At 74.5% G+C, this 23,869-nt stretch carries 15 protein-coding genes; 8 read left to right on the forward strand and 7 right to left on the reverse strand.

From position 1 onward, the window contains the following. Positions 1 to 61: 61 nt before the first annotated feature. Together ABD774_RS01540 and ABD774_RS01545 are read right to left on the reverse strand one after the other, a co-directional pair. Positions 62 to 1,429 (reverse strand): M1 family metallopeptidase, encoded by a 1,368-nt coding sequence (locus ABD774_RS01540; protein WP_345036845.1) that lies wholly within the window; start codon positions 1,427 to 1,429, stop codon positions 62 to 64. After that, positions 1,372 to 5,529 (reverse strand): Pls/PosA family non-ribosomal peptide synthetase, encoded by a 4,158-nt coding sequence (locus ABD774_RS01545; RefSeq protein WP_486327249.1) that lies wholly within the window; start codon positions 5,527 to 5,529, stop codon positions 1,372 to 1,374. The genes ABD774_RS01540 and ABD774_RS01545 overlap by 58 nt, the downstream gene beginning before the upstream one ends. Before the next feature lie 22 nt (positions 5,530 to 5,551). Between ABD774_RS01545 and ABD774_RS01550 the strand changes: the two genes are divergently transcribed. Then, positions 5,552 to 6,991 (forward strand): dihydrolipoyl dehydrogenase family protein, encoded by a 1,440-nt coding sequence (locus ABD774_RS01550; protein ID WP_345036849.1) that lies wholly within the window; start codon positions 5,552 to 5,554, stop codon positions 6,989 to 6,991. Positions 6,992 to 7,174: 183 nt separating this feature from the next. Here the strand turns inward: ABD774_RS01550 and ABD774_RS01555 are convergent, their stop codons facing one another. Continuing rightward, on the reverse strand, positions 7,175 to 8,353 hold the full coding sequence (locus ABD774_RS01555; RefSeq protein ID WP_345036850.1) for a ScyD/ScyE family protein: 1,179 nt from the start codon (positions 8,351 to 8,353) through the stop codon (positions 7,175 to 7,177). Between the two features lie 308 nt (positions 8,354 to 8,661). Between ABD774_RS01555 and ABD774_RS01560 the strand changes: the two genes are divergently transcribed. Next, positions 8,662 to 10,287, forward strand: coding sequence for a hypothetical protein (locus ABD774_RS01560; RefSeq protein WP_345036851.1), 1,626 nt, complete (start codon positions 8,662 to 8,664; stop codon positions 10,285 to 10,287). Positions 10,288 to 10,316: 29 nt separating this feature from the next. Here the strand turns inward: ABD774_RS01560 and ABD774_RS01565 are convergent, their stop codons facing one another. Further along, the gene (locus ABD774_RS01565; protein ID WP_345036853.1) at positions 10,317 to 11,684 is read right to left on the reverse strand and encodes a glycosyltransferase; all 1,368 of its coding nucleotides are present in this window, start codon (positions 11,682 to 11,684) and stop codon (positions 10,317 to 10,319) included. Positions 11,685 to 11,772: 88 nt separating this feature from the next. Beyond that, a complete protein-coding gene (locus ABD774_RS01570; protein WP_345036856.1) occupies positions 11,773 to 12,828 on the reverse strand; it encodes a DUF2804 domain-containing protein in 1,056 nt (351 codons plus the stop codon). 362 nt (positions 12,829 to 13,190) lie between these two features. On the opposite strand from ABD774_RS01570, the gene purL reads away from it, so the two are divergent. Then, positions 13,191 to 15,497, forward strand: coding sequence for a phosphoribosylformylglycinamidine synthase subunit PurL (gene purL / locus ABD774_RS01575; RefSeq protein ID WP_345036858.1), 2,307 nt, complete (start codon positions 13,191 to 13,193; stop codon positions 15,495 to 15,497). 28 nt (positions 15,498 to 15,525) lie between these two features. Beyond that, positions 15,526 to 16,863: an NADP-specific glutamate dehydrogenase gene (gene gdhA / locus ABD774_RS01580; protein WP_345036861.1), complete on the forward strand. Its 1,338-nt coding sequence runs from the start codon at positions 15,526 to 15,528 to the stop codon at positions 16,861 to 16,863. A 74-nt stretch (positions 16,864 to 16,937) separates the two neighbouring features. On the opposite strand, the gene ABD774_RS01585 is transcribed toward gdhA, so the two are convergent. Beyond that, positions 16,938 to 17,120, reverse strand: coding sequence for a hypothetical protein (locus ABD774_RS01585; protein WP_345036863.1), 183 nt, complete (start codon positions 17,118 to 17,120; stop codon positions 16,938 to 16,940). 273 nt (positions 17,121 to 17,393) lie between these two features. On the opposite strand from ABD774_RS01585, the gene ABD774_RS01590 reads away from it, so the two are divergent. The 3 genes from ABD774_RS01590 to ABD774_RS01600 all read left to right on the forward strand — a co-directional run bounded on the left by ABD774_RS01590 (position 17,394) and on the right by ABD774_RS01600 (position 20,174). After that, on the forward strand, positions 17,394 to 18,869 hold the full coding sequence (locus ABD774_RS01590; RefSeq protein WP_345036865.1) for a S8 family peptidase: 1,476 nt from the start codon (positions 17,394 to 17,396) through the stop codon (positions 18,867 to 18,869). A 171-nt stretch (positions 18,870 to 19,040) separates the two neighbouring features. Beyond that, positions 19,041 to 19,778, forward strand: a complete 738-nt coding sequence (locus ABD774_RS01595; RefSeq protein ID WP_486327245.1) for a copper homeostasis protein CutC — start codon at positions 19,041 to 19,043, stop codon at positions 19,776 to 19,778. A 96-nt stretch (positions 19,779 to 19,874) separates the two neighbouring features. Further along, positions 19,875 to 20,174, forward strand: coding sequence for a thiamine-binding protein (locus tag ABD774_RS01600; RefSeq protein WP_345036870.1), 300 nt, complete (start codon positions 19,875 to 19,877; stop codon positions 20,172 to 20,174). On the opposite strand, the gene ABD774_RS01605 is transcribed toward ABD774_RS01600, so the two are convergent. Then, entirely contained in the window at positions 20,146 to 21,648 is a 1,503-nt protein-coding gene (locus ABD774_RS01605) for an MFS transporter (protein WP_345036872.1), read from the reverse strand. The genes ABD774_RS01600 and ABD774_RS01605 overlap by 29 nt on opposite strands. A 129-nt stretch (positions 21,649 to 21,777) precedes the next feature. Here ABD774_RS01605 and ABD774_RS01610 point away from each other — a divergent pair, with 129 nt between their 5' ends. After that, a complete protein-coding gene (locus ABD774_RS01610; RefSeq protein WP_345036874.1) occupies positions 21,778 to 23,532 on the forward strand; it encodes a bifunctional metallophosphatase/5'-nucleotidase in 1,755 nt (584 codons plus the stop codon). The last annotated feature ends 337 nt before the right edge of the window (positions 23,533 to 23,869 follow it).

The following is a 23,869-nucleotide window of genomic DNA, read 5'->3' on the forward strand; positions in this document are numbered from 1 at the left end:
CGGCCCCGTGCTGCCGACCCCGGGCGGCTGACCCGCGCTGCCGACTCGCAGCGTGACCGACCTACAGGGCGGGCAGCTCGGCCGAGTCGAGCCAGCGGGTGAGCAGGGCCGCCGACCGGGCGGCGAGCGGCTCGCCGCCCGCGCGTGCGGCGTGCTCCTCCACCAGGTCCCGGAAGTCGTCGGTGTCCACGGCGCCGTAGCGGTGCCGGGCGGTCCAGTCGCGCACGAGGTCGAAGAACGTCTCGTCGCCGAGGGCGGAGCGCAGGGCGTGCAGGGTGAGCGCTCCGCGCTTGTACACGCGGTCGTCGAAGATGTTCTCCGGCCCCGGGTCGGCGAGCACGAGGTCCTGCGCGAGCGTGGTCAGCCGGGCGTGCCAGGTGCGGGCGAGGTCGGCGGCGCTCGCCTCACCGGCTGCCTCGGACCACAGCCACTCGGCGTAGCAGGCGAACCCCTCGTTGAGCCAGATGTGCTGCCAGGAGCTCACCGAGACGGAGTTGCCGAACCACTGGTGGGCGAGCTCGTGCGGGACGAGCCGCTCGCCGTCGTCGTCCGTGAGGTGGTTCGCCCCGAAGATCGAGACGCCCTGCGCCTCCACCGGGATCTCGAGGTCGTCGGCCGTGACCACGAGCGCGTAGCCGGCGAACGGGTACGGGCCGAACAGCCTGGTGAAGGTCCGCATGATCTTCCCGTGGTGGGCCAGCCGCCGCCGGGCCAGCTTCTTCAGCGACGGCGGCAGCACCGCGCGCTGGGGCACGGGGGAGGCACCCAGGGACAGCTCCTCGTACGGGCCGACCTGCACGGTGGCCAGGTAGGCCGAGGTGGGGTGACGCTCCTCGTAGACCCACGTGGTGGTCGCGGCCCGGACCCGCCGGCCCGTCAGCTCGCCGTGGGCGAGCACGAAGTAGGGGGAGTCGACGGTCAGGCACGTGCGGTACGTCGCCTTGTCGGCCGGGTGGTCGTTGCACGGGAACCACGACGACGCCCCGGTGGGCTGGCTGGCGACCAGCGCCCCGTCCTCGAGCTCCTCCCAGCCGAGCGGGCCCCACGGGCTGGGCACCGGCCTGGGGTTGCCGCTGTAGCGCACGCTCACCTGCAGCTCGGCCCCGGCGGCTGCGTCCTCGGCCAGCTTGACCACGAGCTTGCGGGCGCGGTGGCGGTACCGCCCCAGCCGGGCGCCGGCCACGGCGACGCTCTCCACCGTGAAGCCGTTGAGGTCCAGGGAGATCTCGGAGAGCTGCTCGAGGGTGCGCAGCCGCAGGGTCGCGGTGCCGGAGAGCCGGTTCGCGGCCACCCGGTAGGTCAGGTCGAGGTCGTAGTGCTCGACGTGGAACGCGTCGCTGCCGTGCGCGGGCCGGTACGGGTCGCGCGCCCTCACGAGGTGGCCCGCCCGTCGGCGGAAGCGGCGCCCGCCGCGGCGGTCTCGCGCCACGGGGAGATCGGGTTGCCCACCCACCGGGTGCCCGCGGGCACGGCCTCCCCGCGCATGACGAGCGAGGACGGGCCGACGACGCTGTGCTCGCCGAGCGAGGCCGCGGGGAGGATCACCCCGTGCGGGCCGAGGGTGGCGCCGTCGCCGAGCGTGACGGTGTCCAGGCTCATGATGCGGTCGTGGAAGAGGTGCGTCTGGACCACGCAGCCCGGGCCCACGGAGGCGCCGTCGCCCAGCCGGACGAGATCCGCCTCGGGCAGCCAGTACGTCTGGCACCACACGCCGCGCCCGATGCGCGCCCCCATCCCCCGCAGCCACCACACCAGGGCGACGGTACCGGCGACGGCGTCCGCCAGCAGCGGGGCCGCGACGTACTCGGTGAAGGTGTCGGCCAGCTCCCCGCGCCACACGAACGAGCTCCACAGCGGGTGCTCGCCCGCCCGGATGCGCCCCACGAGCAGCCACTTCGCCACGATGGTGACGATCCCGGCGACCGCCCCGGTCGCCAGCAGCACGACGCCGCCCAGCGCGGCCGCGGCCCCCCAGCCGAGCGCGAGGACGAGCGCCTGCAGGCCGAGGAACGCGGCCAGCGCCAGGGTGCCCAGCACGAGCACCGGCACCACCCGGCAGGCCTCGACGAACGCCCGCGCCCGGCGCAGCCGCGCGGGCGGGGAGTAGGTGCGCTCGCCGTCGTCCAGCGTGGCGGCCCGCGGCAGCAGGACCGGCGGGCTGCCGATGTAGCTCGACCCGGCCCGGACCTTGTGCGGGGCGGCGGAGAGCACGGCGACGAGGCCGTTCTTCGGCACGGTGCGTCCCGGTGCGGTCATGCCCGAGTTGCCGAGGAAGGCCCGGCGGCCGACCTTCGCGCGGGCCACCCGCAGCCATCCGCCGCCCAGCTCGTAGCCGCCGACCATGGTGTCGTCGGCGAGGAACGCCCCGTCCTTGATCCGCATCATCTTCGGGATCCCGACGACGGTGGAGGCCTCGACGTCCCGGCCCACCTGCGCGCCGAGCAGCCGCAGCCAGGCGGGCGTGAGCACGGAGGAGTAGATCGGGAAGAGCACGGTGCGGGCCGAGTCCATGACACGCTCGGTGCACCACGCCTGCCAGCCGACGCGGGAGTGCACGGGGTGGTAGCCGTCGCGCAGCCCGAGGCCGAGCAGCCGGACCACCACGACGACCACCGCGGCGTAACCGACGAACGCCAGAACCGTGGCCGCCAGCCCCGCAGCCAGCGCGGGCGCGACGGCGGAGCCGAAGGTCGGCGCCTCGCGCACAGCCAGGCCGACCACGACCATCGCGGCGGCGACGACGAGGACCGGCAGCGCGCCGGTCACGGCCCCGGCGACGCCGAAGGCGAACGTCCAGCGTCCGGGCCTCGCGGGCCGCTCGGCCGGCCACGGGTGGCGGGCCGCGTGGACGCGGCGGGCTGGCGAGCCGGCCCAGTACGCGTCCTCGTCGGTGCGGCCGTGGACCGCGGAGCCGGCCGCGACGTCCGTGCCGGCGCCCACCCGGGCGCCGGGGTAGAGCACGCTGCGCGCGCCGACCGTCGCGCCGGGGCCGACGGTGACGCGGCCGACGTGGACGACGTCGCCGTCAACCCAGTGGCCGGAGAGGTCCACCTCCGGCTCGACGGCGCAGCCGCGGCCGAGCGTGAGCATCCCGGTGACGGGCGGGGCGGCGTGCAGCTCGACCTCGCGGCCCACCTTCGCCCCCAGCGCCCGGGCGTACAGGCCGATGTAGGGCGCGGTCGCGGGGGTCACGGCGCCGAAGCCGTCGGCGAACCGCTCGGCCGCCCACAGCCGGAGGTGCACGCCGCCGCCGCGGGGGTAGGTGCCGGGTCGCAGCCCGGCGAGCAGCACCCGCGCCACGAGGGCGCTGAGGCCCATCCGGCCCACCGGCGAGACGGTGAGCACCCAGCCCGCGAGGACCCACCACCAGGGCACCGGGGCCGCCCACGGCACCCCCCACGCGGCGGCGAGGACGTTGTTGACGGCGGCCAGCGCCGTGAGCCAGCGCAGCGCGACGGCGGTGCGCAGGGGCACGAGGGCGAGCAGCTGCACGAGCTGGCTCCGGGCCGGGACCGGCCGGACGGTGCGCCGGGCGGCACCCGCCGGGCCGGGGCGGCCGGCCGCACCGGTGGGGGCGCCTTCGGGGCCCCTTCCGCCGGTGCCCGCGCCGTCGCCGGTACCCGCCTCACGCGCACGGGCGACGTCCGGCCAGCGCTCGTCGAGGTACGCCGCGAGCGCGCCGACGGTCGGGTGCCCGTAGACCTGCGCGACCGTGACCTCGGGGTACAGCGAGCGCACCGCCGAGACGAGCTGGGCCGCGGTCAGCGAGCTGCCGCCGCGGGCGAAGAAGTCGTCTGCGGGGTCGGTGGGGCGCACCCCGATGACCCGCTGCCACTGCTCGCCCACCCAGGCCGCGGTCCCGGTCAGCGTGGACGCCTGCTCCTGCAGGCCGGGCAGCGGCCAGGGCAGCGCGTCGCGGTCGACCTTGCCGGAGGTCCGGGTCGGGATGTGGTCGACGACGGCGAGCAGCGGGACCATCGACTCCGGCAGCGCCTCGCGCAGGGCGTCCGCCAGGGCGGTGGTGTCCGCCCCGTCGGGGTCGGCGGGCACGACGTAGCCGACCAGGAGCGTGCTGCCGGACTCGGTGCGCCGCACCGCGGAGGCCGCCGCGGCCACCCCGTCGAGGCCCAGCAGCGCCGCGTCGACCTCGCCGAGCTCGATGCGCCGCCCGTTGACCTTGACCTGGTCGTCGGCGCGCCCGACGAAGAGCAGGCCCGCCTCGTCACGCACCACGAGGTCGCCGGAGCGGTACGCGCGCTCCCAGCCGAGCGTGGGCATGGGCGCGAACTTGGTGGCGTCGAGCTCCGGGTCGAGGTACCGGGCCAGGCCCACCCCGCCGATGATCAGCTCGCCGGTGGCGCCGTCCGGCACCTCCCGGCCGTCCGGGCCGACGACGGCGAGGTCCCAGCCGTCGATCGGCAGCCCGATCCGCACGGGCTCGCCGGGGAGGAGCTGGGCGCCGCACGCGATGACGGTCGCCTCGGTGGGGCCGTAGGTGTTCCACAGCTCGCGCCCCGGGCGCCACAGGCGGGTGGCGAGCTCGGGCGGGACCGCCTCGCCGCCGAAGATCAGCAGCCGCACCGAGTCGAGGGTCTCCACCGGCCACATCCCGGCCAGGGTGGGCACGGTCGAGACGACGGTGAGGTCCCGCTCCACCAGCCAGGGGCCGAGGTCGGTGCCGGAGCGCACGAGCGCGCGCGGCGCGGGGACGAGGGTGGCGCCGTTGCGCCAGGCGAGCCACATCTCCTCGCAGGAGGCGTCGAAGGCGACGGACAGGCCGGCGAGGACGCGGTCGTCGGGGCCGAGCGGGGCGTGCTGGAGGAAGAGCCGGTGCTCGGCGTCGACGAGGGCGGCGGCGCTGCGGTGGGAGACGGCCACGCCCTTGGGCCTGCCCGTGGAGCCGGAGGTGAAGATGATCCAGGCGTCGTCGTCGAGCTCCGGCGCGGGCGGGGCCTGGGCGGGGAACGGGCCGGGCGGGTTCGCCGGGGTGCCGTCGGGACGGGCGAGGGCTCCGTCGTCGCCGACGACGAGGCGGACCTGCGCCTCGCCGAACACCAGGTCGGCCCGCTCGTCGGGGTCGTCGGCGTCGACCGGGACGTAGGCCGCGCCGGCGTGCAGGACGGCGAGGATGGACAGGTAGAGGTCGACCGTGCCCGAGGTGACGCGCACGCCCACCCGGTCCCCGCGGCCCACCCCGGCGGCGGCGAGGCGCGCCGCCCGCGCGTGCACGTTCTGCGCCAGGGCCGCGTAGGTCAGCTCCTCGTCGCCGTCGTCCATCGCGATCGCGTCCGGGTGCGCCGCCACGGTGGCCGCGAAGACGTCGACCAGGGTCCGCGGGGCGGGGGCTCGGTCCGCCCGGCGCAGCGGGTTCGCGGTGATGGTCTCGTACGGCACGGCGGTCCTAGCGTCAGTGGGGTTCGGCCGCCGCCGCGCGGGTGGTGCGCCGGGCGCGGCCCGCGGTGATCGTCTCACGCCCGGCGCGGCAGACCCCGGGCGCGCGGCCGCTGCGGGCTCGGTTGCGGCGAGCATCACCCCGGGCGAGGCTCACCCCATGGCAACCACGCAGGAGGTGGACGTCGTCGTGATCGGCGGCGGGTCCACCGGGGAGAACGCCGCCGACTACGCGCACCGCGGCGGGCTGGAGGTGGTGCTCGTCGAGTCCGGCCTGGTGGGCGGGGAGTGCTCCTACTACGCCTGCATGCCGTCCAAGGCGCTGCTGCGCCCCGGGCAGGCGGTCGCCGCCGCACGCCGCGTCGACGGCGCGGCCCAGGCGGTGACGGGCACCCTCGACCCCGCCGCGGTGCTGCGCCGGCGGACGACCTTCACCCACGGCTGGGACGACTCCAGCCAGGTCGAGTGGGCGGACGGTGCCGGGCTGGAGCTGGTCCGCGGCGCCGGCCGGGTCGCGGGGGAGCGGCAGGTGACGATCACCCTGCCCGACGGCGGCGAGCGGGTCCTCAGGGCCCGCCACGGCGTCGTCATCGCCACCGGCTCGGAGCCGGCGACCCCGCCCGTGGAGGGGCTGGGCACCACCCGGCACTGGACCACGCGCGACGCGACGAGCGCCCGCGAGGTGCCGGGCCGGCTGATCGTGCTGGGTGCCGGCGTCGCCGGCTCGGAGCTCTCCCAGGCGTACGCCCGGCTCGGCGCCCAGGTCGTGCTGCTGGCTCGCAGCCGGGTGCTGGGCGCGTTCCCCGAGCCCGTGGCCGAGCTCGTCGGGTCAGGGCTCGCGGACGCCGGCGTGGACGTGCGCAGCGGCGTGAGCGCGGTCGCCGTGGACCGGCCGGACGGGCCGGACGGCGAGGTGCGGGTCGAGCTCGACGACGGCACCACCCTGGCTGCCGACGAGCTCCTCGTCGCCGCCGGCCGGCGTCCCCGGACCGCCGGCCTGGGCCTCACCACCCTGGGGGTCGGCGACGGCGAGGCCCTGGAGGTCGACGACTCCGGCCGCGTCCTCGCCGTCGCCGGGGGCTGGCTCTACGCCGCGGGGGACGTCACCGGGCGCGCGCCGCTCACCCACCAGGGCAAGTACGCGGGCCGGGTGGTCGGCGACGCCCTCGCCGCGCGGGCGGCCGGCCACCTGCCCGGTCCGGCGGAGCCGTGGAGCCGCTACGCCGCGACCGCCGACCACGTGGCCGTCCCGCAGGTGGTCTTCACCGACCCGCAGGTGGCGCAGGTGGGGCTGCGCGCGGACGAGGCCCGTGGCCGCGGCAGGCCGGTGCGCGTGGTCCATCAGGACCTCGGCGAGATCGCGGGCGCGTCGCTGCTCGCCGACGACTACGCCGGCTGGGCGGAGCTGGTTCTCGACGACGAGCGCGACGTGGTCCTGGGCGCCACGTTCGTCGGCCAGGGCGTCTCCGAACTGCTGCACGCCGCCACCATCGCCGTCGTCGGCGAGGTCCCGCTCGCGCGGCTGTGGCACGCGGTGCCCGCCTACCCGACGACGAGCGAGGTCTGGCTGCGCCTGCTCGAGACGGACCGCGCTCGCTGACGAGCTCGTGACGTCCGGCAGGTCGCCCGGGGGAGGGCGTCGTCCTGACGCGAGGTCCGCGTCGCGGAAAGGCCGGCACCGCGGCGGGGATGCCTCGGTGGCTGCCGCGCCGCGGTACCGGGTGCGGAGGACGGCGGCGGCGCGGCCGCCGCCGTCGCCAGGCGTCGGGCGCCCGGTCCCTCCTCAGTCGTCGAGCGTGAAGCGGAGCACCTCCCCGACGTTCGCCATGGCGGACTTGTTCGAGACGTACACGTGGTCGCCGTCGAGGGCGAGACCGCCGGGCAGCGTCAGGTTGGTGGTGAGGACCTTGCGGTCGTCGGTGTCGTCGCCGTCGACCCAGTGCAGCGCACCCTTCGGGTCACCGGAGGCCAGGCCGTTCGTGGCGATCTCGAGCACCAGCAGGTCCTCGTCGTCGGTGAACGCGAGGTCGATCACGTTCGTGAACCCGTCGGCGAAGACCTCTGGGTCCTCCCCGCGCTCGAAGCGCCAGACCGTCGCGGTCCCCTTGACGAACGGGAAGCCCGTGAGCTGGCTGACGTAGTACGCGTCGTCCGGACCCTTGACCACGGTGGTCGGCACGGCGTCGGGCCTGATGCGGCCCATGGGCGAGCTGACCGCGGCCTCCTTCGGGAAGACGAAGGTCGTGGAGATGTCGCCGTCGTTGTCGACGTGGAGCAGCGCGTTGCCGCCCGCGTCGACCACCACGTGCCCGCGTCGGTCGGAGACGAGCGAGTTCGGGTTGGTGTCGAAGTCGTCCTTCTCGGGGTTCGTGGTGCGCTCGTAGTCGCCGATGTCGGCCACCTTCGTGGCGGTGCCGCGCCTGAGGTCGAACCTGTGCACCGTGGCGAGCTTGTCCGCCAGGTCCCGGTAGGCGGCCGGCATCCGGTCGCGCACGGCCGGGTCGGCGCCGAGCCCGATGGTGGCGAAGAGGCGGTTCCGGTCGAAGTCGACGTCGGAGGGCCCGATCGCCGCGCTGCCGTCCGCCCTGGCGGCGATCGACGGGAGGCCCTTGACGACGTCCGTGGTGGTCCTCAGCCGCCCGGTGTGGCCGCGCATGTGGAGCTCGGTGATCTCTCCGGTCGCGCCGAGGCAGACGACGTCCCCCTCCGGGCCGGGGAAGCAGGGTGCGCGTCCGTCCCTGCCACGGCCCTCGCCGGCCTGGGCGACGAAGACGTCGCCGCTGCGGTCGACGGTGATGCCCCGGGGGTTGTCGAGGGTCCTCACCAGGACCGTGCGGTCCTCGAGCGTGACCTCGTCGTGGTCGTCGTCGTGGCCGTCCGCGACGCTCGGGCCGACTCCGACGAGGGGAACGATCAGGAGCGCCGCTGCGGCGCCCGGCAGAGCCAGTCGGGTGGGTCTCACGACGTGCACCTCCGACCGCGGGTCGACCCTGGCTGGCGCGCCGGGCGGGTCGGGAGGGATGGGAGGCGCGCGTCGTCGCGGCCTGCGGCGAAAAAAGTATCGGAGCGCGGCGCGGGAGGGGTCAATGGGGGTGGCGCGCGCGGGGGCAGGTGAGGGGGGTGCCGGGCCTCCGTTAGGGGGCTCCCCACGCGGCGGGGGGTTGTGCTGCGAGTGGTCCCGCTCACGCCCACGGTGGGCCCGGACGGCACGCACTCCGGCCGGGCGTCTACCCTTCGCGGGTCCACGCCCCTCCGCCCGCTGGAGCCCGCATGCCTCCCCGCCCCGCCGCCGCGCCCACGACCACCCGACGGATCGCCGTCGTCGGTTCCTCGGGGGGCAACCTGTACAGCCACGGCGGCGACGACCCGGTGGCGCTCGTCGAGCAGGTGCGGCGCCAGGCGGCCGCGGCCGGCATGGAGGTGACGGCGGTCCAGCTGGTCGCGGTCGGCACGTCGATGGACGGCGCCGGGCAGGACACCCCGGCCCGCCTCTACACGCTGCAGGACGGCACCGTCGCGGTCACGGCCACGGGAACCCTCGCCGAGGTGAACGAGGCGGCCCGCGCCCTGGACGCCGAGCTCGCCCGGACCGTCGCCGGTGGCGGCCTCGACGCGCTGGTGCTCGTCAGCGCCGATCCCGAGGGCGTCAACGCCGCCGTCACGCGCGCCGCGGTCGAGGCCAGCCTCCCCGCTGCCGGCACCGGCGGCACCTCCATCGCCGCCGCGCAGGCGCTCGGGCTGCGGCTCGTCGCCGCCTCCGGGACCACCGGGTCCACCAGCACCACGCGAGCGGTCTCCTACGTGGCCGGCCTCGCCCGTCACTGGGGCGTGCGCTACCGCCCCGTGCTCGGGACGGCCGAGACCTCCGACGGCGGGGGCTCGCCCTGGCGGCGCATCTCGCTGCGCGGCATCATGGTCGGCTCCCTGCCCGCCTTCATCGCGCTCGCGCTCCTGCTCGCCATCGGCAAGATCCCCGGCCTGGAGGCCCTGGGACCCGTCTTCGACGCGCTCATCGCGGGCCTGCCGGTCGTCGTGGCCGCCGTGGCGGCCCGGCGGGTGTCCGGGCTCGGCGAGGTCGGGCTGGTCGCGGGCGCCGTCGCCGGCGTGCTGTCCACGGAGGGCGGCATCGTCGGCGGGCTCGTCGGCGGCATCCTGGCCGGTGTCGTCGTGGCGTACCTGCTGCGCTGGACGCTCGCGCACCGCTTCCCCGTCACGACGGCGAACATCGTGGCCGGCGGCGTCTCCGGGCTGGTCGGCGGGCTGGTGGTGTTCCTGCTGCTCGCCCCGGTGACCAACGCCGTCGGCGAGGGCGTCAAGGGCGGGATCGAGGCGCTCGTGGCCTTCAACCCGCTGCTCGCCGGCGCGGTGGCCGGGCTGGTGATGTGGCCGGCCATCATGGGCGGGGTGTACCACGCGGCGATCCTGCCGCTCGTGCTCCTGGAGATGGGCGAGAAGGGGCACAGCTTCTTCGGCGCCGTCGACATGGTGTCCCTGGTGATGGTCAGCCTGGGGATCACCCTCGCCAACGTCGTGCGCCCCCGGACCTCCGGGGAGCGGGCGCTCGCGGCGTCCGGGGCCGCTGTCAACTTCGGCTTCGGCACGTTCGTGGAGGCCTCCTACCCGTTCATCTTCGCGGACCGGAAGGTCTTCGCCGTCGCGCTCGGCTCGTCCGCCCTCGGCGGCCTCGTGGTGGGCGCCACCGGGGCCGAGGCCACCGCCTACCTGCCGGCCGTCGTCGCCCCCTTCGTGGCCACCGACACGGTGGGCATGGTGCTCTCCATGGTCGTCGGCTGCGTCGTGCCGTTCCTCGCGGTCCTCGCCCTCAACGAGCGGGCCAGGCGTGCGGAGCGGGCGCCGCGCGCGGCCGGAGCCTCCGTCGAGGTGCCCGCGGCCTGAGCGTCGGCGCGGCGCCCGCGGCCTGAGCGTCAGTCGATCAGGTCGGCCAGCAGGTCGCCCCAGTCCAGGAGGTGCCGGTCGGACAGGCCCTCGCGGCGCACCCGGTCGTGGGCCTCGGCGCCCAGCTGCTCCGCGTAGGCCGGCTCCGCGAGGAGCCGCGAGACGTGCCGCATCAGCCCGTCGAGGTCGGTCGGATCCGGCACGAGCAGCCCGTTCTCCTCGTGGGTGATCTGGTCCTGGATGCCACCGACCGCCGTGGCGACCACCGGACGCCCCTTCCACAGCGCCTCGGCGACGCTGAGCCCGAACCCCTCCGCCAGGCTCTTCTGCACCACCACCGTGGCCCGGCGCTGGACGGCGTTGACCAGCAGCGCGTCGCCGGGGCGGGTCGTGGGCAGGCAGGCGAGGTGGGTCCGCCTCCGTACGTCCTCGCCCAGCCCGCGCCAGATCTCCAGGCAGTCGCTCAGGACCTCCGCGCCCTCGGCGTCGCGCTCGTCGACCTCGGCCCCGGCCAGCAGGAGGTGGACGTCCTCGGGCAGCTCCTCGAACGCCTCGTCGAAGGCCACGAGCAGCCCGTTCATGTCCTTGAGCCGGTCCCAGCGGGAGAGCTGGAGGACCACGCGGGCCGAGGCGGGCACGGGCCCGCCGGCGAGCATGACGTCCTCCGCCTCGGCGCCGGCCGGCCCGTCGTCCCCGTGGATGCCCCGGCTGCGGAGGAGCTCCTCGACCTGCTGGCGGTCGAGGTCGCGGTTCTTCGGTGAGAGCGGGTCGATGGAGGGTGAGATGACGCGGACACCGTCCGGCGCCAGGAACCCGGGCCGGTACACCGCGCGCGTCAGCACCACCCGTTCGGCCTGGTCGAGGTAGGGCTCGACGAACGCCCACGCCCGCTCCGAGATCTCCCCGGGCACGTCCGCGCCCACGTGGCAGCGCCACACCACGTGCACCCCGTGGCGCCGCAGCTCGGGGGCCAGGCCCGCGGTCGCCGGGTCGTGCAGGACGACGACGTCGCCCGGGCTCAGCTGGTCCGCCACCTCGGCGAGGTTCGCGGCCAGGCACCGCTCGTAGGCGCCGCGCTCGTCGGGCCCGATCCCGTCGCCGTGGCGGGCCCGTCCGTGCAGCGCGTGACCCAGCCGGGTGGCGAGGGCGAAGAAGTCGGCGTCGCCGTCGAGCGTGAACCAGCCGACACGGACCCTGGCGCCGGCGGCGTAGGGAAGGATCGCGTGGAGCAGCTCGCCGACCCCTCCGGTGTCCGTGGCGGAGACGTTCCACACCGTGCGCTCGCCCAGGACCCGGCGAATACGCCCGGCGCCCGCCTCCAGGCGCCGGGCGGAGACCTCGTCCAGGGCCGCGGCGAGCCTCGAGAGCGGGTTCGGAACGATGTCGACCGTCCTCATGCCCCGATCAAACTCCGCCCGGCCACGCGGCGAAAGCCGAACCGCGGGGTCAGCGGCGGAAGATGCCGTCACAGGCGGGCGACGTCCGTCACCAGCGGTTCACGACGTCCTCGGCGAAGCCGACCAGGCCGTCGACGGCCCGGCGGGTGCCGCCGTCGTCCACCACCCAGCCCGACCACGTCCCGAAGCACTGGTGCGTCTGGGAGGAGATCACGCCCAGGCGCATGCTGGAGACGCGCTCGTGGAAGGGCTGGAGCCGCACCTGCACGCGCGGGCCGGTGACGAACCACGGGGCCGTCCGGTCGCTGACGTCGTACGCCCACGAGAGGTCCTCGCCCAGGTAGTGCACCCGCCCGTCGAGGGTGAGGGCGTTCTCGGTCGCGCCGGTCCCGTCGGTCCACTTGCCGCCGAGCTGGAGGCCCGTGACGACGCCGTCGACGACGCCGGAGCCCGTGCCCCAGTTCCACGTCACCGAGTAGGGCCAGCGCCCGCGCCCGAAGTCCTGCACCGCCCAGGACGGCGCCTCGGCGTCGACGGCGATCTCGACGTCGTCGACCCACAGCGTGCCGGAGACCGGCAGGGCCACGTCCTTGACCGTGTACTGGAACTGGCGCTCGTTCCACGGCACCACGACGGCGAGGCACTCGTGGCCGGGCGGGGCCTCGACGGTCAGGTCGAACCGCACCCGCGGGGTCACGCCCCGGAGCCGGGCACCCGGGCGCTGGCCGTCCCCGTCGACCGGGTCGAGCGCGATCGCGACCCGTCCCGCCCGGGCGCGGACCGGGCCCCCGCCGCAGGAGCTGGGCATGCGCACGTCCCGCCCGAGCGGCGCGGTGGCCCAGCAGTCGACCTCCTCGCCCGTGGCGCGGTCGAGCACCCAGACCTGGTGCACGCCCGCGTAGTTGAGGGAGGAGACGTTCACGCTGACGACGTGGCTGGGCGTGATGACGCACCAGTACTCCCACCGTTTCGTGCGGCTCCACATCGTCGCCCGCCCCAGCGGGTCCCCGAGCATGCCGCGCTGGTCGGCACGCACCCGGAGGTTCGCCCGGTGCAGCGGCCGCCGCGACCAGCCCACCGCCGCGGGGTTGAGCGCACCGGACGGCAGGCACAGGTCCACCGGCGCGGTGATCTCGGGCAGCACCCGCCCAACGTAACCCGACAACCGGCGTGGATCGTGCGGGATACGTTGGTCACATTTCGCGCCGGCACGCGCGCTTCCCACGGCCGCGCGGGCGGGCGCCGGGCGGGCCTGCCGGTGCGCCGCGCCCTGCCCCCGCGCCGGCCCGCCCCCGCCGAGCAAGCGGTCCTGTGCCCAGCAATAAGGTTCAAACACGGTTGGCCGGCACAAGGCTTCTTGCTCGGGCCGACGGACGACGTCGCGCGCCCGCGGCCCGCCCCGAGCCTGCCGGTGCGGAGCGTTCTCCGTCTGGACGCCGGAGGGACCGTGTTCGCGACGTAGGTAGCCTGTGCGGGCAGGAAGTGGGACGAGAACGCGGAGGAGACATGACTGACGTGGCCGAGCACCTGCCGGACACCGTCGAGCACGCCGCATCGACGCCGGACGTCGCGCTGCCGTTCCGTGAGCTCGGGCTCAAGCCCGACGAGTACCGGCGCATCGTCGACCTCCTCGGGCGGCGCCCGACCGCGGCCGAGCTCGCGATGTACTCGGTGATGTGGTCCGAGCACTGCTCGTACAAGTCCTCCAAGACCCATCTGCGCCAGTTCGGCGAGAAGACCACCGACGCCATGCGCGAGCACCTGCTCGTCGGCATCGGCGAGAACGCCGGCGTCGTCGACATCGGTCAGGGCTGGGCCGTGACCTTCAAGGTCGAGTCCCACAACCACCCGAGCTACGTCGAGCCGTACCAGGGCGCGGCCACCGGCGTCGGCGGCATCGTCCGCGACATCATCTCCATGGGCGCCCGCCCGGTGGCGGTCATGGACCAGCTCCGCTTCGGCGCCGTCGACCACCCGGACACGGCCCGCGTGGTGCACGGCGTCGTCGCCGGCGTCGGCGGCTACGGCAACTGCCTCGGCCTGCCCAACATCGGCGGCGAGACCGAGTTCGACCCCTCCTACCAGGGCAACCCGCTTGTCAACGCGCTGTGCCTCGGTGTGCTGCGCCACGAGGACATCCACCTCGCCAACGCCTCCGGCGCCGGCAACAAGGTGGTGCTCTTCGGTGCCCGCACCGGCGGCGACGGCATCGGGGGCGCCTCCATCCTCGCCTCGGAGACCTTCGAGGGCGGGATGCCGAGCAAGCGCCCCAGCGTGCAGGTGGGCGACCCCTTCATGGAGAAGGTCCTCATCGAGTGCTGCCTCGAGCTGTACGCGGCCGACGTCGTCGAGGGCATCCAGGACCTGGGGGCCGCCGGGATCTCCTGCGCCACCTCGGAGCTGGCCTCCAACGGCGACGGCGGCATGCACGTCGACCTCGAGAAGGTGCTGCTGCGCGACCCGACCCTGACCGCCGGCGAGATCCTCATGAGCGAGTCGCAGGAGCGGATGATGGCCGTCGTCGCTCCCGACAAGCTCGACCGGTTCCTCGAGATCACCGCGAAGTGGGACGTCGAGACGGCCGTCATCGGCGAGGTCACCGGCACCGGCCGGCTCACGATCGACCACCACGGCCACCGCATCGTCGACGTCGACCCGCGCACCGTCGCCCACGAGGGCCCGGTCTACGACCGCCCGTACGCCCGCCCCGCGTGGCAGGACGAGCTCAACGACGACGCCGCCTCCGCCCGGCACCTGCCCCGCCCCGCCGACGGCGAGACCCTGCGCGAGCAGGTCCTGCAGCTGGTCGCCTCCCCGAACCTCGCGTCCAAGTCGTGGGTCACGGACCAGTACGACCGCTACGTCCAGGGCAACACCGCGCTGGCGCAGCCCGACGACGCCGGCGTGGTCCGCGTCGACGAGACCACCGGCCTCGGGGTCGCGCTGTCCACCGACGCCAACGGCCGCTTCACCAAGCTCGACCCGCGCACCGGTGCGAGGCAGGCGCTCGCGGAGGCGTACCGCAACGTCGCCACCGTCGGCGCCCGTCCCCTCGCGGTGACCGACTGCCTCAACTTCGGCTCGCCCGAGGACCCCGACTCGATGTGGCAGCTCGTCGAGGCCGTCACCGGTCTGGCCGACGCCTGCCGGGAGCTCGGCGTGCCCGTCACCGGCGGCAACGTCTCGCTGTACAACGGCACGGGCGAGCCCGGCCGGATCGACTCCTCCATCAACCCCACCCCCGTGGTGGGCGTGCTCGGCGTCCTCGACGACGTCGCCCGCGCCACGCCGTCGGGCTGGACCGAGGAGGGCCTCGCCGTCTACCTCCTCGGCACGACAGCGCTCGAGCTGGACGGCTCGGCCTGGGCCGACGTCGTGCACCACCACCTCGGCGGCCTGCCGCCGCGGGTGGACCTCGACGCCGAGCGTGCGCTGGCCGAGGTGCTCCTCGCGGCCGCGGACGGGACCGCCCGCGCCGCGCACGACCTGTCCACCGGGGGGCTGGCCCAGGCCCTCGTCGACGCCGTCACCCGCTTCGGCGTCGGCGCCGACCTGGACCTGACCGGGGTCGCCGAGCGTGACGGCGTCGACCTCGCCACCCTGCTGTTCGCCGAGTCCGGGGCGCGGGCGATCGTCGCCGTCGCCCCCGCGGACGCGGCCCGCCTGGAGCAGCTCGCCGCCGACCACGGCGTGCCCGCCGCGCTGCTCGGCACCACCGGCTCGGCCGCGCTCGCCGTCGCCGGCGCCTTCACCCTGCCCGTGGACGAGCTCCGGCAGGCCTCGTCCGCCACCCTGCCCGCCTACTTCGGCTGACCGCCGGGCACTCACGAGAGAGATCACCATGCTGCCTGAGCTTCAGGATGTCTACGACCGGGTCATCCGCCGCAACCACGGCGAGCCGGAGTTCCACCAGGCCGTCCGCGAGGTCTTCGAGTCCCTCGACCCCGTGATCGAGAAGCACCCCGAGTACCGCGAGCACGCCATCATCAGCCGGATCGTGGAGCCCGAGCGCCAGATCATGTTCCGGGTTCCCTGGGTCGACGACTCCGGCAGCGTCCAGGTCAACCGCGGCTTCCGGGTGCAGTTCAACTCCGCGCTCGGCCCGTACAAGGGCGGCCTGCGCTTCCACCCGAGCGTGAACCTGGGGATCATCAAGTTCCTCGGCTTCGAGCAGATCTTCAAGAACTCCCTCACCGGCCGCGGCATCGGCGGCGGCAAGGGCGGCTCCGACTTCGACCCGCACGGCCGCAGCGACGGCGAGATCATGCGGTTCTGCCAGGCGTTCATGAGCGAGCTGCACCGCCACATCGGCGAGCACACCGACGTCCCCGCCGGGGACATCGGCGTCGGCGGGCGCGAGATCGGCTACCTCTACGGCCAGTACAAGCGCCTGACCAACCGGGCCGAGATGGGCGTCCTCACCGGCAAGGGCGTGCCGTGGGGCGGCTCCCGCGGCCGCACCGAGGCCACCGGGTACGGCGTCGTGATCTTCGCCGACCGCATGCTGCAGACGGCCGGGCAGGCGATGGAGGGCCAGCGGGTCGTCGTCTCCGGCAGCGGCAACGTGGCCATCTACGCCGTCGAGAAGGCGCAGGAGCTCGGCGCCACCGTGGTGACCGTCTCCGACTCCTCCGGCTACGTCGTCGACGAGGCGGGCATCGACCTCGAGCTGCTCAAGCAGGTCAAGGAGGTCGAGCGCGGCCGCGTGTCCGACTACGTCGAGCGCCGCCCCGGCTCCCGCCTGGTGCAGGGCGGGCGCGTGTGGGACGTGCCGTGCACCGTCGCGCTCCCGTGCGCCACCCAGAACGAGCTCGACCACCACGGCGCGGAGGCCCTCGTGAAGAACGGGGTCGCTGTCGTCGCCGAGGGGGCGAACATGCCCAGCACGCCGGACGCCGTCGAGATCTTCCAGTCCTCGCACGTGCTCTTCGGGCCCGGCAAGGCCGCGAACGCCGGCGGCGTGGCGACCTCCGCGCTGGAGATGGCGCAGAACGCCTCCCGGGAGCCGCTGACCTTCTCCGAGGTGACCAGCAAGCTCGAGGGCATCATGGAGCGCATCCACTTCAAGTGCGCCACGACGGCGGAGGAGTACGGCCGCCCCGGCGACTACGTGCTGGGCGCCAACATCGCCGGCTTCCGCAAGGTCGCCGACGCGATGCTCGAGCAGGGCGTGGTCTGACCCCTCCGCGCGGCGGGGTCCGACCCGTCAGCGCAGAGGCGGTCCGACCGGTCGGCGGGGCGTGAGCTGACCCCTCACGCCTCGGGGTTCTCCTCGGGCTCGAAGGTGTTCGGCTCGCCGGCGCCCAGCCCGACGCCGGTCTCCGGGTTCGGGGCGCCGGCCTGCTCGGTGCGGTCCGCGGTGCTCCCGCCGGTGCCTCCCGGCTGCTCCGGCTCGTCGGCCATGCCCATCGCCTCGTCCTGGTCAGGGGTGCTCATGGTGATCGGCCCTCCACGTCGTCTCCTGGTGACTTCCGGATCCCCCGAGTGTGTGCGCGACGCCCCCGGGCGGCAACCGCTCTCGGTGCCGGCCGGGCGCTGCCGTCTCAGCAGGACCTGAGGACGCGTACGGCGACCGGGCGAGCACCTGGGCGCCACCTGGTGCGCGGGTGTGGGTCGTGGGCGCTAGAGTCCCGGACGGACCGGGACAAGAACGTCCCGGCCGAGTTCGAGGGGGAATTCATGCGCCTTTCCTTACCGTCCCGTGCGGGCGTGACGCTGGCGGCCTCGGCCGCCCTGCTCGCCTCCACCGTGGCCCTCGCCCAGGCGGCGCCGGCCGCGGACGAGCCGACGTCGACCTACGTCCCGATCGACCTCTCCGACGGCCGACTCATGAGCTACGCCGTCAACCTCAAGGTGGCGAACCCGGGCCAGACCCGGCTCGCCGAGCGTGCCGTCGAGCAGGCCGGCGGCGTGGTCGTGCAGTCCTGGCCCCAGATCGGGGTCGTGATCGCCCACTCCACCAGCGCCGACTTCCTCGCCGAGCTGCCCACCGGTGCAGGCTCCCCGATCGAGTCGGCCGGCCCGACCCGCACCGCCGAGGTGTCCGAGGGGACCCCGGGTGCCTCGCAGGACGCGACGCCCGGAGACCGTGGCGCCGCCCCCTACAAGCGCCAGGCCCAGCTGCGCGGGTTCGCCGTCGGCGACGTCACCAGCGCCGAGGGGGCGACGGAGGCCCGCGAGGGCAACCTGTGGAACCTCGACATGATCCACGCCTACGAGGCGCACGAGGTCAGCGAGGGCAGCGACGGCGTGCTCGTCGGCGTGCTGGACTCCGGTATCGACGCCGCCCACCCCGACCTGGCCCCGACCGTCGACGCCAACAGCTCAGTGGGCTGCACCGCCGCCGGGCAGCCGGACACCTCGCCCGAGGCGTGGGGCGTGAGCAACAGCGGCCACGGGACCCATGTGGCCGGGACGATCGCCGCCGCGCGCGACGGCTCGGGCGTCGTCGGTGTGGCTCCCAACGTGCGCATGGCCTCCGTCAAGGTGGTCAACGACGACGGCTACATCTACCCGGAGTACGCCGTCTGCGGATTCGTCTGGGCCGCCGACCACGGCATGGACGTGACCAACAACAGCTACTACGTGGACCCGTTCGAGTTCTGGTGCGGCGACCAGCCGCTCCAGGCCCCCGCCATGGAGGCCGTCCGCCGCGCGGTGGACTACGCCACCGAGCGGGGCGTCGTCCACGCGGCGGCGGCCGGCAACTCCCGGTACGACCTCGCGAACAAGACCACCAACGCCTCGAGCCCGAACGACGGCCCCGCCGTCCAGCGTCAGATCAACAGCACCTGCAAGGACATGCCGACCGAGCTCGACGGCGTGGTGACCGTCTCGGCCCTCGGCCAGGACGGCAACAAGGCCAGCTTCTCGAACTTCGGCGCCGGCGTCGTCGACGTCTCCGCCCCGGGTGCGCGCATCCTCTCCACCTGGCCCGGCGGCGGCTACGCCACCGCGAGCGGCACCTCGATGGCGTCCCCGCACGTGGCCGGGGTGCTCGCCCTGCTGAAGTCGACGCACCCGGAAGCGACCCCGGCGCAGCTCATCGCCCTGCTCGAGGCGCAGGCCGACGACACCGCCTGCCCCGCGGGCGTGGCGCTGTGCGTCGGGACCGCGGAGGACAACGGGTTCTACGGCGAGGGCATCGTGAACGCCCTCGACGCGGTCTCCGGCATCAGGGACTGACCGAGGACCCGCTGCACTGACCGGCCGGCACTGCCGGCGCAGAGCGGTCGAGGGGGCGGCGCGGGGCGACCCGCGCCGCCCCTTCTTCTGCCGCCCGTTCTCGGCTGGCCGCCGCCTCCGAGCCCGGTGACGGGCGCGCCGGTGCGTGCGTCAGCGACCCTGTGCGCGACGATGAGCGGGATGAGACTCGAGATCACGGTGCAGGACGTCGAGGGCGTGCGCGCCGCGCAGACCGGAGGAGCGGACCGGGTCGAGCTGTGCCAGGCGCTCGCACTGGGCGGGCTGACCCCGAGCTCCGGCGCGACGCAGCTGGCGGCACTCGTCGGGCCGGAGGTGCACGTCCTCGTCAGGCCCCGTGAGGGCGGGTTCGCGTGCACCGCGACCGAGATCTCGGTCATGGTCCGCGACGTCGAGGCGCTCCTCGACGCCGGGGCCGCCGGCGTCGTCGTCGGCGCGCTGACGGCGGACGGCGACGCGCTGGACCGGCACGCGATGAAGGCCCTCGTCCGCGCCGCGGAGGGACACCCGGTGGCGGTGCACCGGTGCGTCGACGTCCTGCTCGGGATCTTCCGGCGCGACCCCGCCGCGCTGGTCGACGAGCTCGCCGGCCTCGGCGTGAGCCGGATGCTCACGTCCGGCGGGGCGCCCCGCGCGCTCGAGGGCCTGGCCGTGCTCACCGCCCTCGCCGAGGCAGCCGAGGGCAGGATCGAGATCACCGCCGGCGGCGGCGTCCGGCCCGAGCACGTCCCCGCACTCGCCGGGGCCGGGGTCGACGCGATCCACCTCTCGGCGCGCGCCGAGGCCACGGACGCCGGGCCCGCGGGACCCGGCGGAGGCCACGACGCCTACGCCACCACCGATGCCGCCCTGGTGGCGGCGGCGCGCTCCGCCCTCGACGCGCTCGCCTAGTCGGGGGACTGCTCCCGCTGGCCGCCGGCACGGTCCGCCGGGAGTGCGGACGCGAGTGTCGACGGTGCGCGCCGGCAGCCGTCCTAGGCTGGCCCCATGCTCTTCGCCTTCTCCGTCGCCCCCACGACCGCCGACACCCCGGACGGCTCGGTGAGCGCCGCCGTCGCCGAGGCGGTGCGCATCGTGCGCGAGTCGGGGCTCCCGAACGAGACCACGGCCATGTTCACGACGCTCGAGGGCGAGTGGGACGAGTGCATGGACGTCATCAGGCGCGCCACCGAGGCCGTCGCGGCCACGAGCCCGCGGGTGAGCCTGGTGGTCAAGGCGGACATCCGGCCGGGCTACACCGGTCAGCTCACGGAGAAGGTCAGGCGGGTGGAGGACCTGCTGGGCTGACGGGCTCGTGGCGCCGTCGCAGCGCGTCGACGAGCGCCACGACGAACGCGACGGCCAGGAGACCGAGCGTGACGCGCAGCCCGACGCTGAGCGCCGGCCCGTAGCCGCCCGCGAGGCCGCCGGGGCTGCGGCCGCGCGTGGTGAAGAAGACGGAGGCGATGACCGCGACGCCGACCGACGCCCCGATGCGCTGCGTGGTCTGCAGCAGGCCGCCCGCGGTGCCGCCCTGCGCCACCGGGACCTCGGCGAGCGTGAGCGTCTGGTTCGGGGAGATCACCACGCCGTTGCCCAGCCCGGCGAGCGCCAGCCAGGCGGACATCATGACGGCCGCCCGGGTCCCGTCGGTCGACCCGACGACGACGTCGACGCCGACGATCCCGGCGGCCATCACCACGATCCCGGCCACCACCGTCCACCGGCCGAACCGCTGCACCAGGTGGCCGCTGCGCGCCGCGGAGACGGCGCCCAGCAGCGCGAACGGCGTCTGCACCAGGCCGGCCTGCAGCGCCGTGAGCCCCAGCCCGGTCTGCAGGTAGAGGGTGCTGACCAGGAAGATGCCGGTGAACCCGGCGAAGTAGGCGGTGCCGACGACGGCGCCGAAGCTGAACGACGGCGTGCGCACCAGCGAGGACGGCACCACCGGCGACCGTCCGGCACGCTCGGTCCACCGTTCCCAGACGACGAGGAGCCCCACCACCGCCAGCCCGACGGGCACCAGCCACCACGGCGTCCGGTCCGGTCCCTCGGCGGCCACGATGAAGGGCAGCATCACGCAGACCACGCTCGCGGCGATGAGTGCGAGGCCGACGACGTCGATCCCCAGCCCGCCGGCACGCCGCCCGCCCGCACGCCGTCCGCCGGCACGCCGCCCGTCCGCACGCGGCAGGTACCGCAGCGCGAGCGGGACGAGGACCGCGCCGATGGGGACGTTGACCAGGAAGACGGACCGCCAGCCCTCGGTCGCCCCGAAGAGTGCGATCAGCGCCCCGCCGAGCAGGGGACCGGTGGCCGTGGAGATCCCGATCGCGGCGCCGTAGAAGCCGAAGGCACGCCCTCGTTCGTGGCCGTGGAAGAGGTGCTGGATCAGGCCGATCACCTGCGGGTTGAGAACCCCGGCGCTGAGCCCCTGCAGCAGGCGCATGACGGCCAGCATCTCCGCCGACTTCGCCAGGCCGCAGGCGGCCGAGAAGACGACGAACCCGACCAGACCCGCCACGAACGCGCCGCGGCGGCCGAGCACGTCGCCCAGCCGGCCGGCCGGGACGAGGGCGAGACCGAACGCGAGCGTGTAGCCAGCCACGATCCACTGCAGCTCGCTCGGCCCGGCTCCGAGGGAAGCCTCGATCGACGGCAGCGCGACGTTGACGATGGAGACGTCCAGCAACGTCATGAACCCCGCCCCCATGCAGACGGCGAAGGCGCGCCAGCGGGCTCTCTCGACGTCGGGGGAGGGCACGGCCGCGGGTGAGCTCACCGCACAGGTCTAGCAGCCCGTGGGGGCGAACGAAACGGCGGGCGGGACCGGCCAGGTGCAAGGGGCAGACGCCGTCCTCGCCTGGCGCTAGGTTCGCCGTACCGAACCGGACTGACCCGAAGGAGTGTCATGTCAACAGGAATCCGAGCGCGATCCATCAGGCGAACCGCCGCCGTCACGGGTGCCGTGCTGGCCGGTCTCGCCCTGGGGGCCGCGTCCGCGGCCGTGGCGTCACCGGCGAGCGACCCTCGTCCGGGCGACGTCGAGGTCCAGCTCCTGGCCGTCAACGACTACCACGGACATCTCGAGGCGGACCTGCCCGGGACCGTGGGAACCGTCAAGGCCGGCGGCAGCGAGTTCCTCGCCACCCACCTCGAGCGGCTCCGCGAGGGCCACCTCAACAGCGTCACCGTCGCGGCGGGCGACCTCATCGGCGGCAGCCCGTTCCTCTCCGGGCTGTTCCACGACGAGCCCTCGGTGGAGTCGCTCAACGCCATGGACCTCGATGTCGCCAGCGTCGGCAACCACGAGTTCGACGAAGGGGTCAGCGAGCTGCTCCGGATGCAGAACGGGGGCTGCCACACCGACGGGTGCTACTTCGAGGACGCGCCGTACCCCGGAGCCGACTTCCGGTGGCTCGCCGCGAACGTGAAGAACGCCGAGGACGAGACCCCGCTGCCGCCGTACGAGATCAAGAAGTTCCAGGGAGCCAAGGTCGCCTTCATCGGCATGACGCTCGAGGGCACCGCTGCCCTCGTCGCCCAGTCCGGCATCGAGGGCTGGCGGTTCGACGACGAGGTCGAGACCGCGAACGCCCTCGTGCCCGAGCTCAAGGCCCAGGGCGTCGAGGCGATGGTCGTGCTCCTGCACGAGGGCGGCGCGCAGACCGGCACCTACGACCAGTGCGTCGGCATCTCCGGGCCGGTCGTCGAGATCGCGGAGAAGCTGGATCCCGCCATCGACGCCGTCATCACCGGCCACACGCACCAGCCGTACAACTGTGTGATCGACGACCCGGCCGGGGAGCCGCGGCGCGTCACCAGCGCATTCTCGTTCGGCCGGATCATCTCGGAGATCAACCTGACCATCGACCGGACGACCAAGGACGTCCGGCGCGACGCCGTCACGGCGGTGAACCACGTCGTCACCCAGGACGTGCCCAGGGCCCCCGAGCAGACCGCGATCCTGCAGAAGTGGAGTGCGCTCGCGGACGTGGTCGGTGACCGGAAGGTCGGCACCATCACGGCCGACATCACCCGGCAGTACGAGGCCGGCGGGTCCGACAACCGCGGGGCCGAGTCCGACGCCGGGAACATGATCGCCGACGCGCAGCTGGCGGCCACGGAGGCGAACGGCGCCCAGATCGCGCTGATGAACCCGGGCGGCATCCGGGCGGACCTTCTCTACGCGTCGTCCGCGCGCGGCGAGGGCGACGGCGTCGTCACCTACCGCGAGGCGTTCACCATGCAGCCCTTCGGGAACCTGCTCAGCACCATTCCCATGACCGGCGACCAGATCCGCCGCGTCCTGCTCCAGCAGTGCCAGCCGCGGTACCTCCACCTCGGGGTGTCGGAAGGCTTCACCTACGACGTCACCCGCGAGCTCAACGGCCGCGTCTGCACCCCGGGCAGCATCTCGGTGAGCAACCTGGAGCTGAACGGCGTCCCGATCGACATGAACGCCACCTACATGGTGACGGTGAACAACTTCCTCGCCGACGGCGGGGACAGCTTCACCGTGTTCAGGGAAGTCCCGGTGAGCTCGAGGATCGGTGCGGGCGTCGACCTCGACGCCCTCATCGCCTACCTCGGGGCGAACCCTGACCTGGCGCCGCCCGGGACGGACCGCGTGACCGAGCTGGTCCCGGTGGGCGCAGCCGGCTGACCGGGCGGCCTCACGGTCTTCTCGCGGAGAGCCCATTGATCCAGGGCTGACGGCCCGGCCGACGGTGACGCCGGCCGGGCCGTTCTCCGTCGTGCGGCCGCCGTGTGATGCCGGCCGGTCCGCCGTGGTGCAGCCCGCCGTGACGCCGCCGGACCTGGTGGGACGAGCTGGCAGCGGCTGCCCAGGAGAACGGTCGGTGAACAACCGGAGTGTTCAGTGCGATTTCGCGGATTCTGGACGGATCTCGCCGCTAGGCTTCGGCTGCCACGCCCCTCCCTAGGCACCCCTCCGAAGCAAGAGGAATCGATGTCTCACGACCGAGCGCGACGCCGCGCAT

Origin of the sequence: Georgenia daeguensis (assembly GCF_039537705.1) — a bacterium.
Lineage (GTDB): Bacteria > Actinomycetota > Actinomycetes > Actinomycetales > Actinomycetaceae > Georgenia > Georgenia daeguensis.

Coding starts and splice junctions, on each gene's coding strand:
- ABD774_RS01545 (WP_486327249.1), bottom strand. CDS start 5,529: ATGCTCGCCGCAACCGAGCCCGCAGCGGCCGCGCGCCCGGGGTCTGCC.
- ABD774_RS01550 (WP_345036849.1), top strand. CDS start 5,552: ATGGCAACCACGCAGGAGGTGGACGTCGTCGTGATCGGCGGCGGGTCC.
- ABD774_RS01560 (WP_345036851.1), top strand. CDS start 8,662: ATGCCTCCCCGCCCCGCCGCCGCGCCCACGACCACCCGACGGATCGCC.
- ABD774_RS01565 (WP_345036853.1), bottom strand. CDS start 11,684: ATGAGGACGGTCGACATCGTTCCGAACCCGCTCTCGAGGCTCGCCGCG.
- purL (WP_345036858.1), top strand. CDS start 13,191: ATGACTGACGTGGCCGAGCACCTGCCGGACACCGTCGAGCACGCCGCA.
- gdhA (WP_345036861.1), top strand. CDS start 15,526: ATGCTGCCTGAGCTTCAGGATGTCTACGACCGGGTCATCCGCCGCAAC.
- ABD774_RS01585 (WP_345036863.1), bottom strand. CDS start 17,120: ATGAGCACCCCTGACCAGGACGAGGCGATGGGCATGGCCGACGAGCCG.
- ABD774_RS01595 (WP_486327245.1), top strand. CDS start 19,041: ATGAGCGGGATGAGACTCGAGATCACGGTGCAGGACGTCGAGGGCGTG.
- ABD774_RS01600 (WP_345036870.1), top strand. CDS start 19,875: ATGCTCTTCGCCTTCTCCGTCGCCCCCACGACCGCCGACACCCCGGAC.
- ABD774_RS01610 (WP_345036874.1), top strand. CDS start 21,778: ATGTCAACAGGAATCCGAGCGCGATCCATCAGGCGAACCGCCGCCGTC.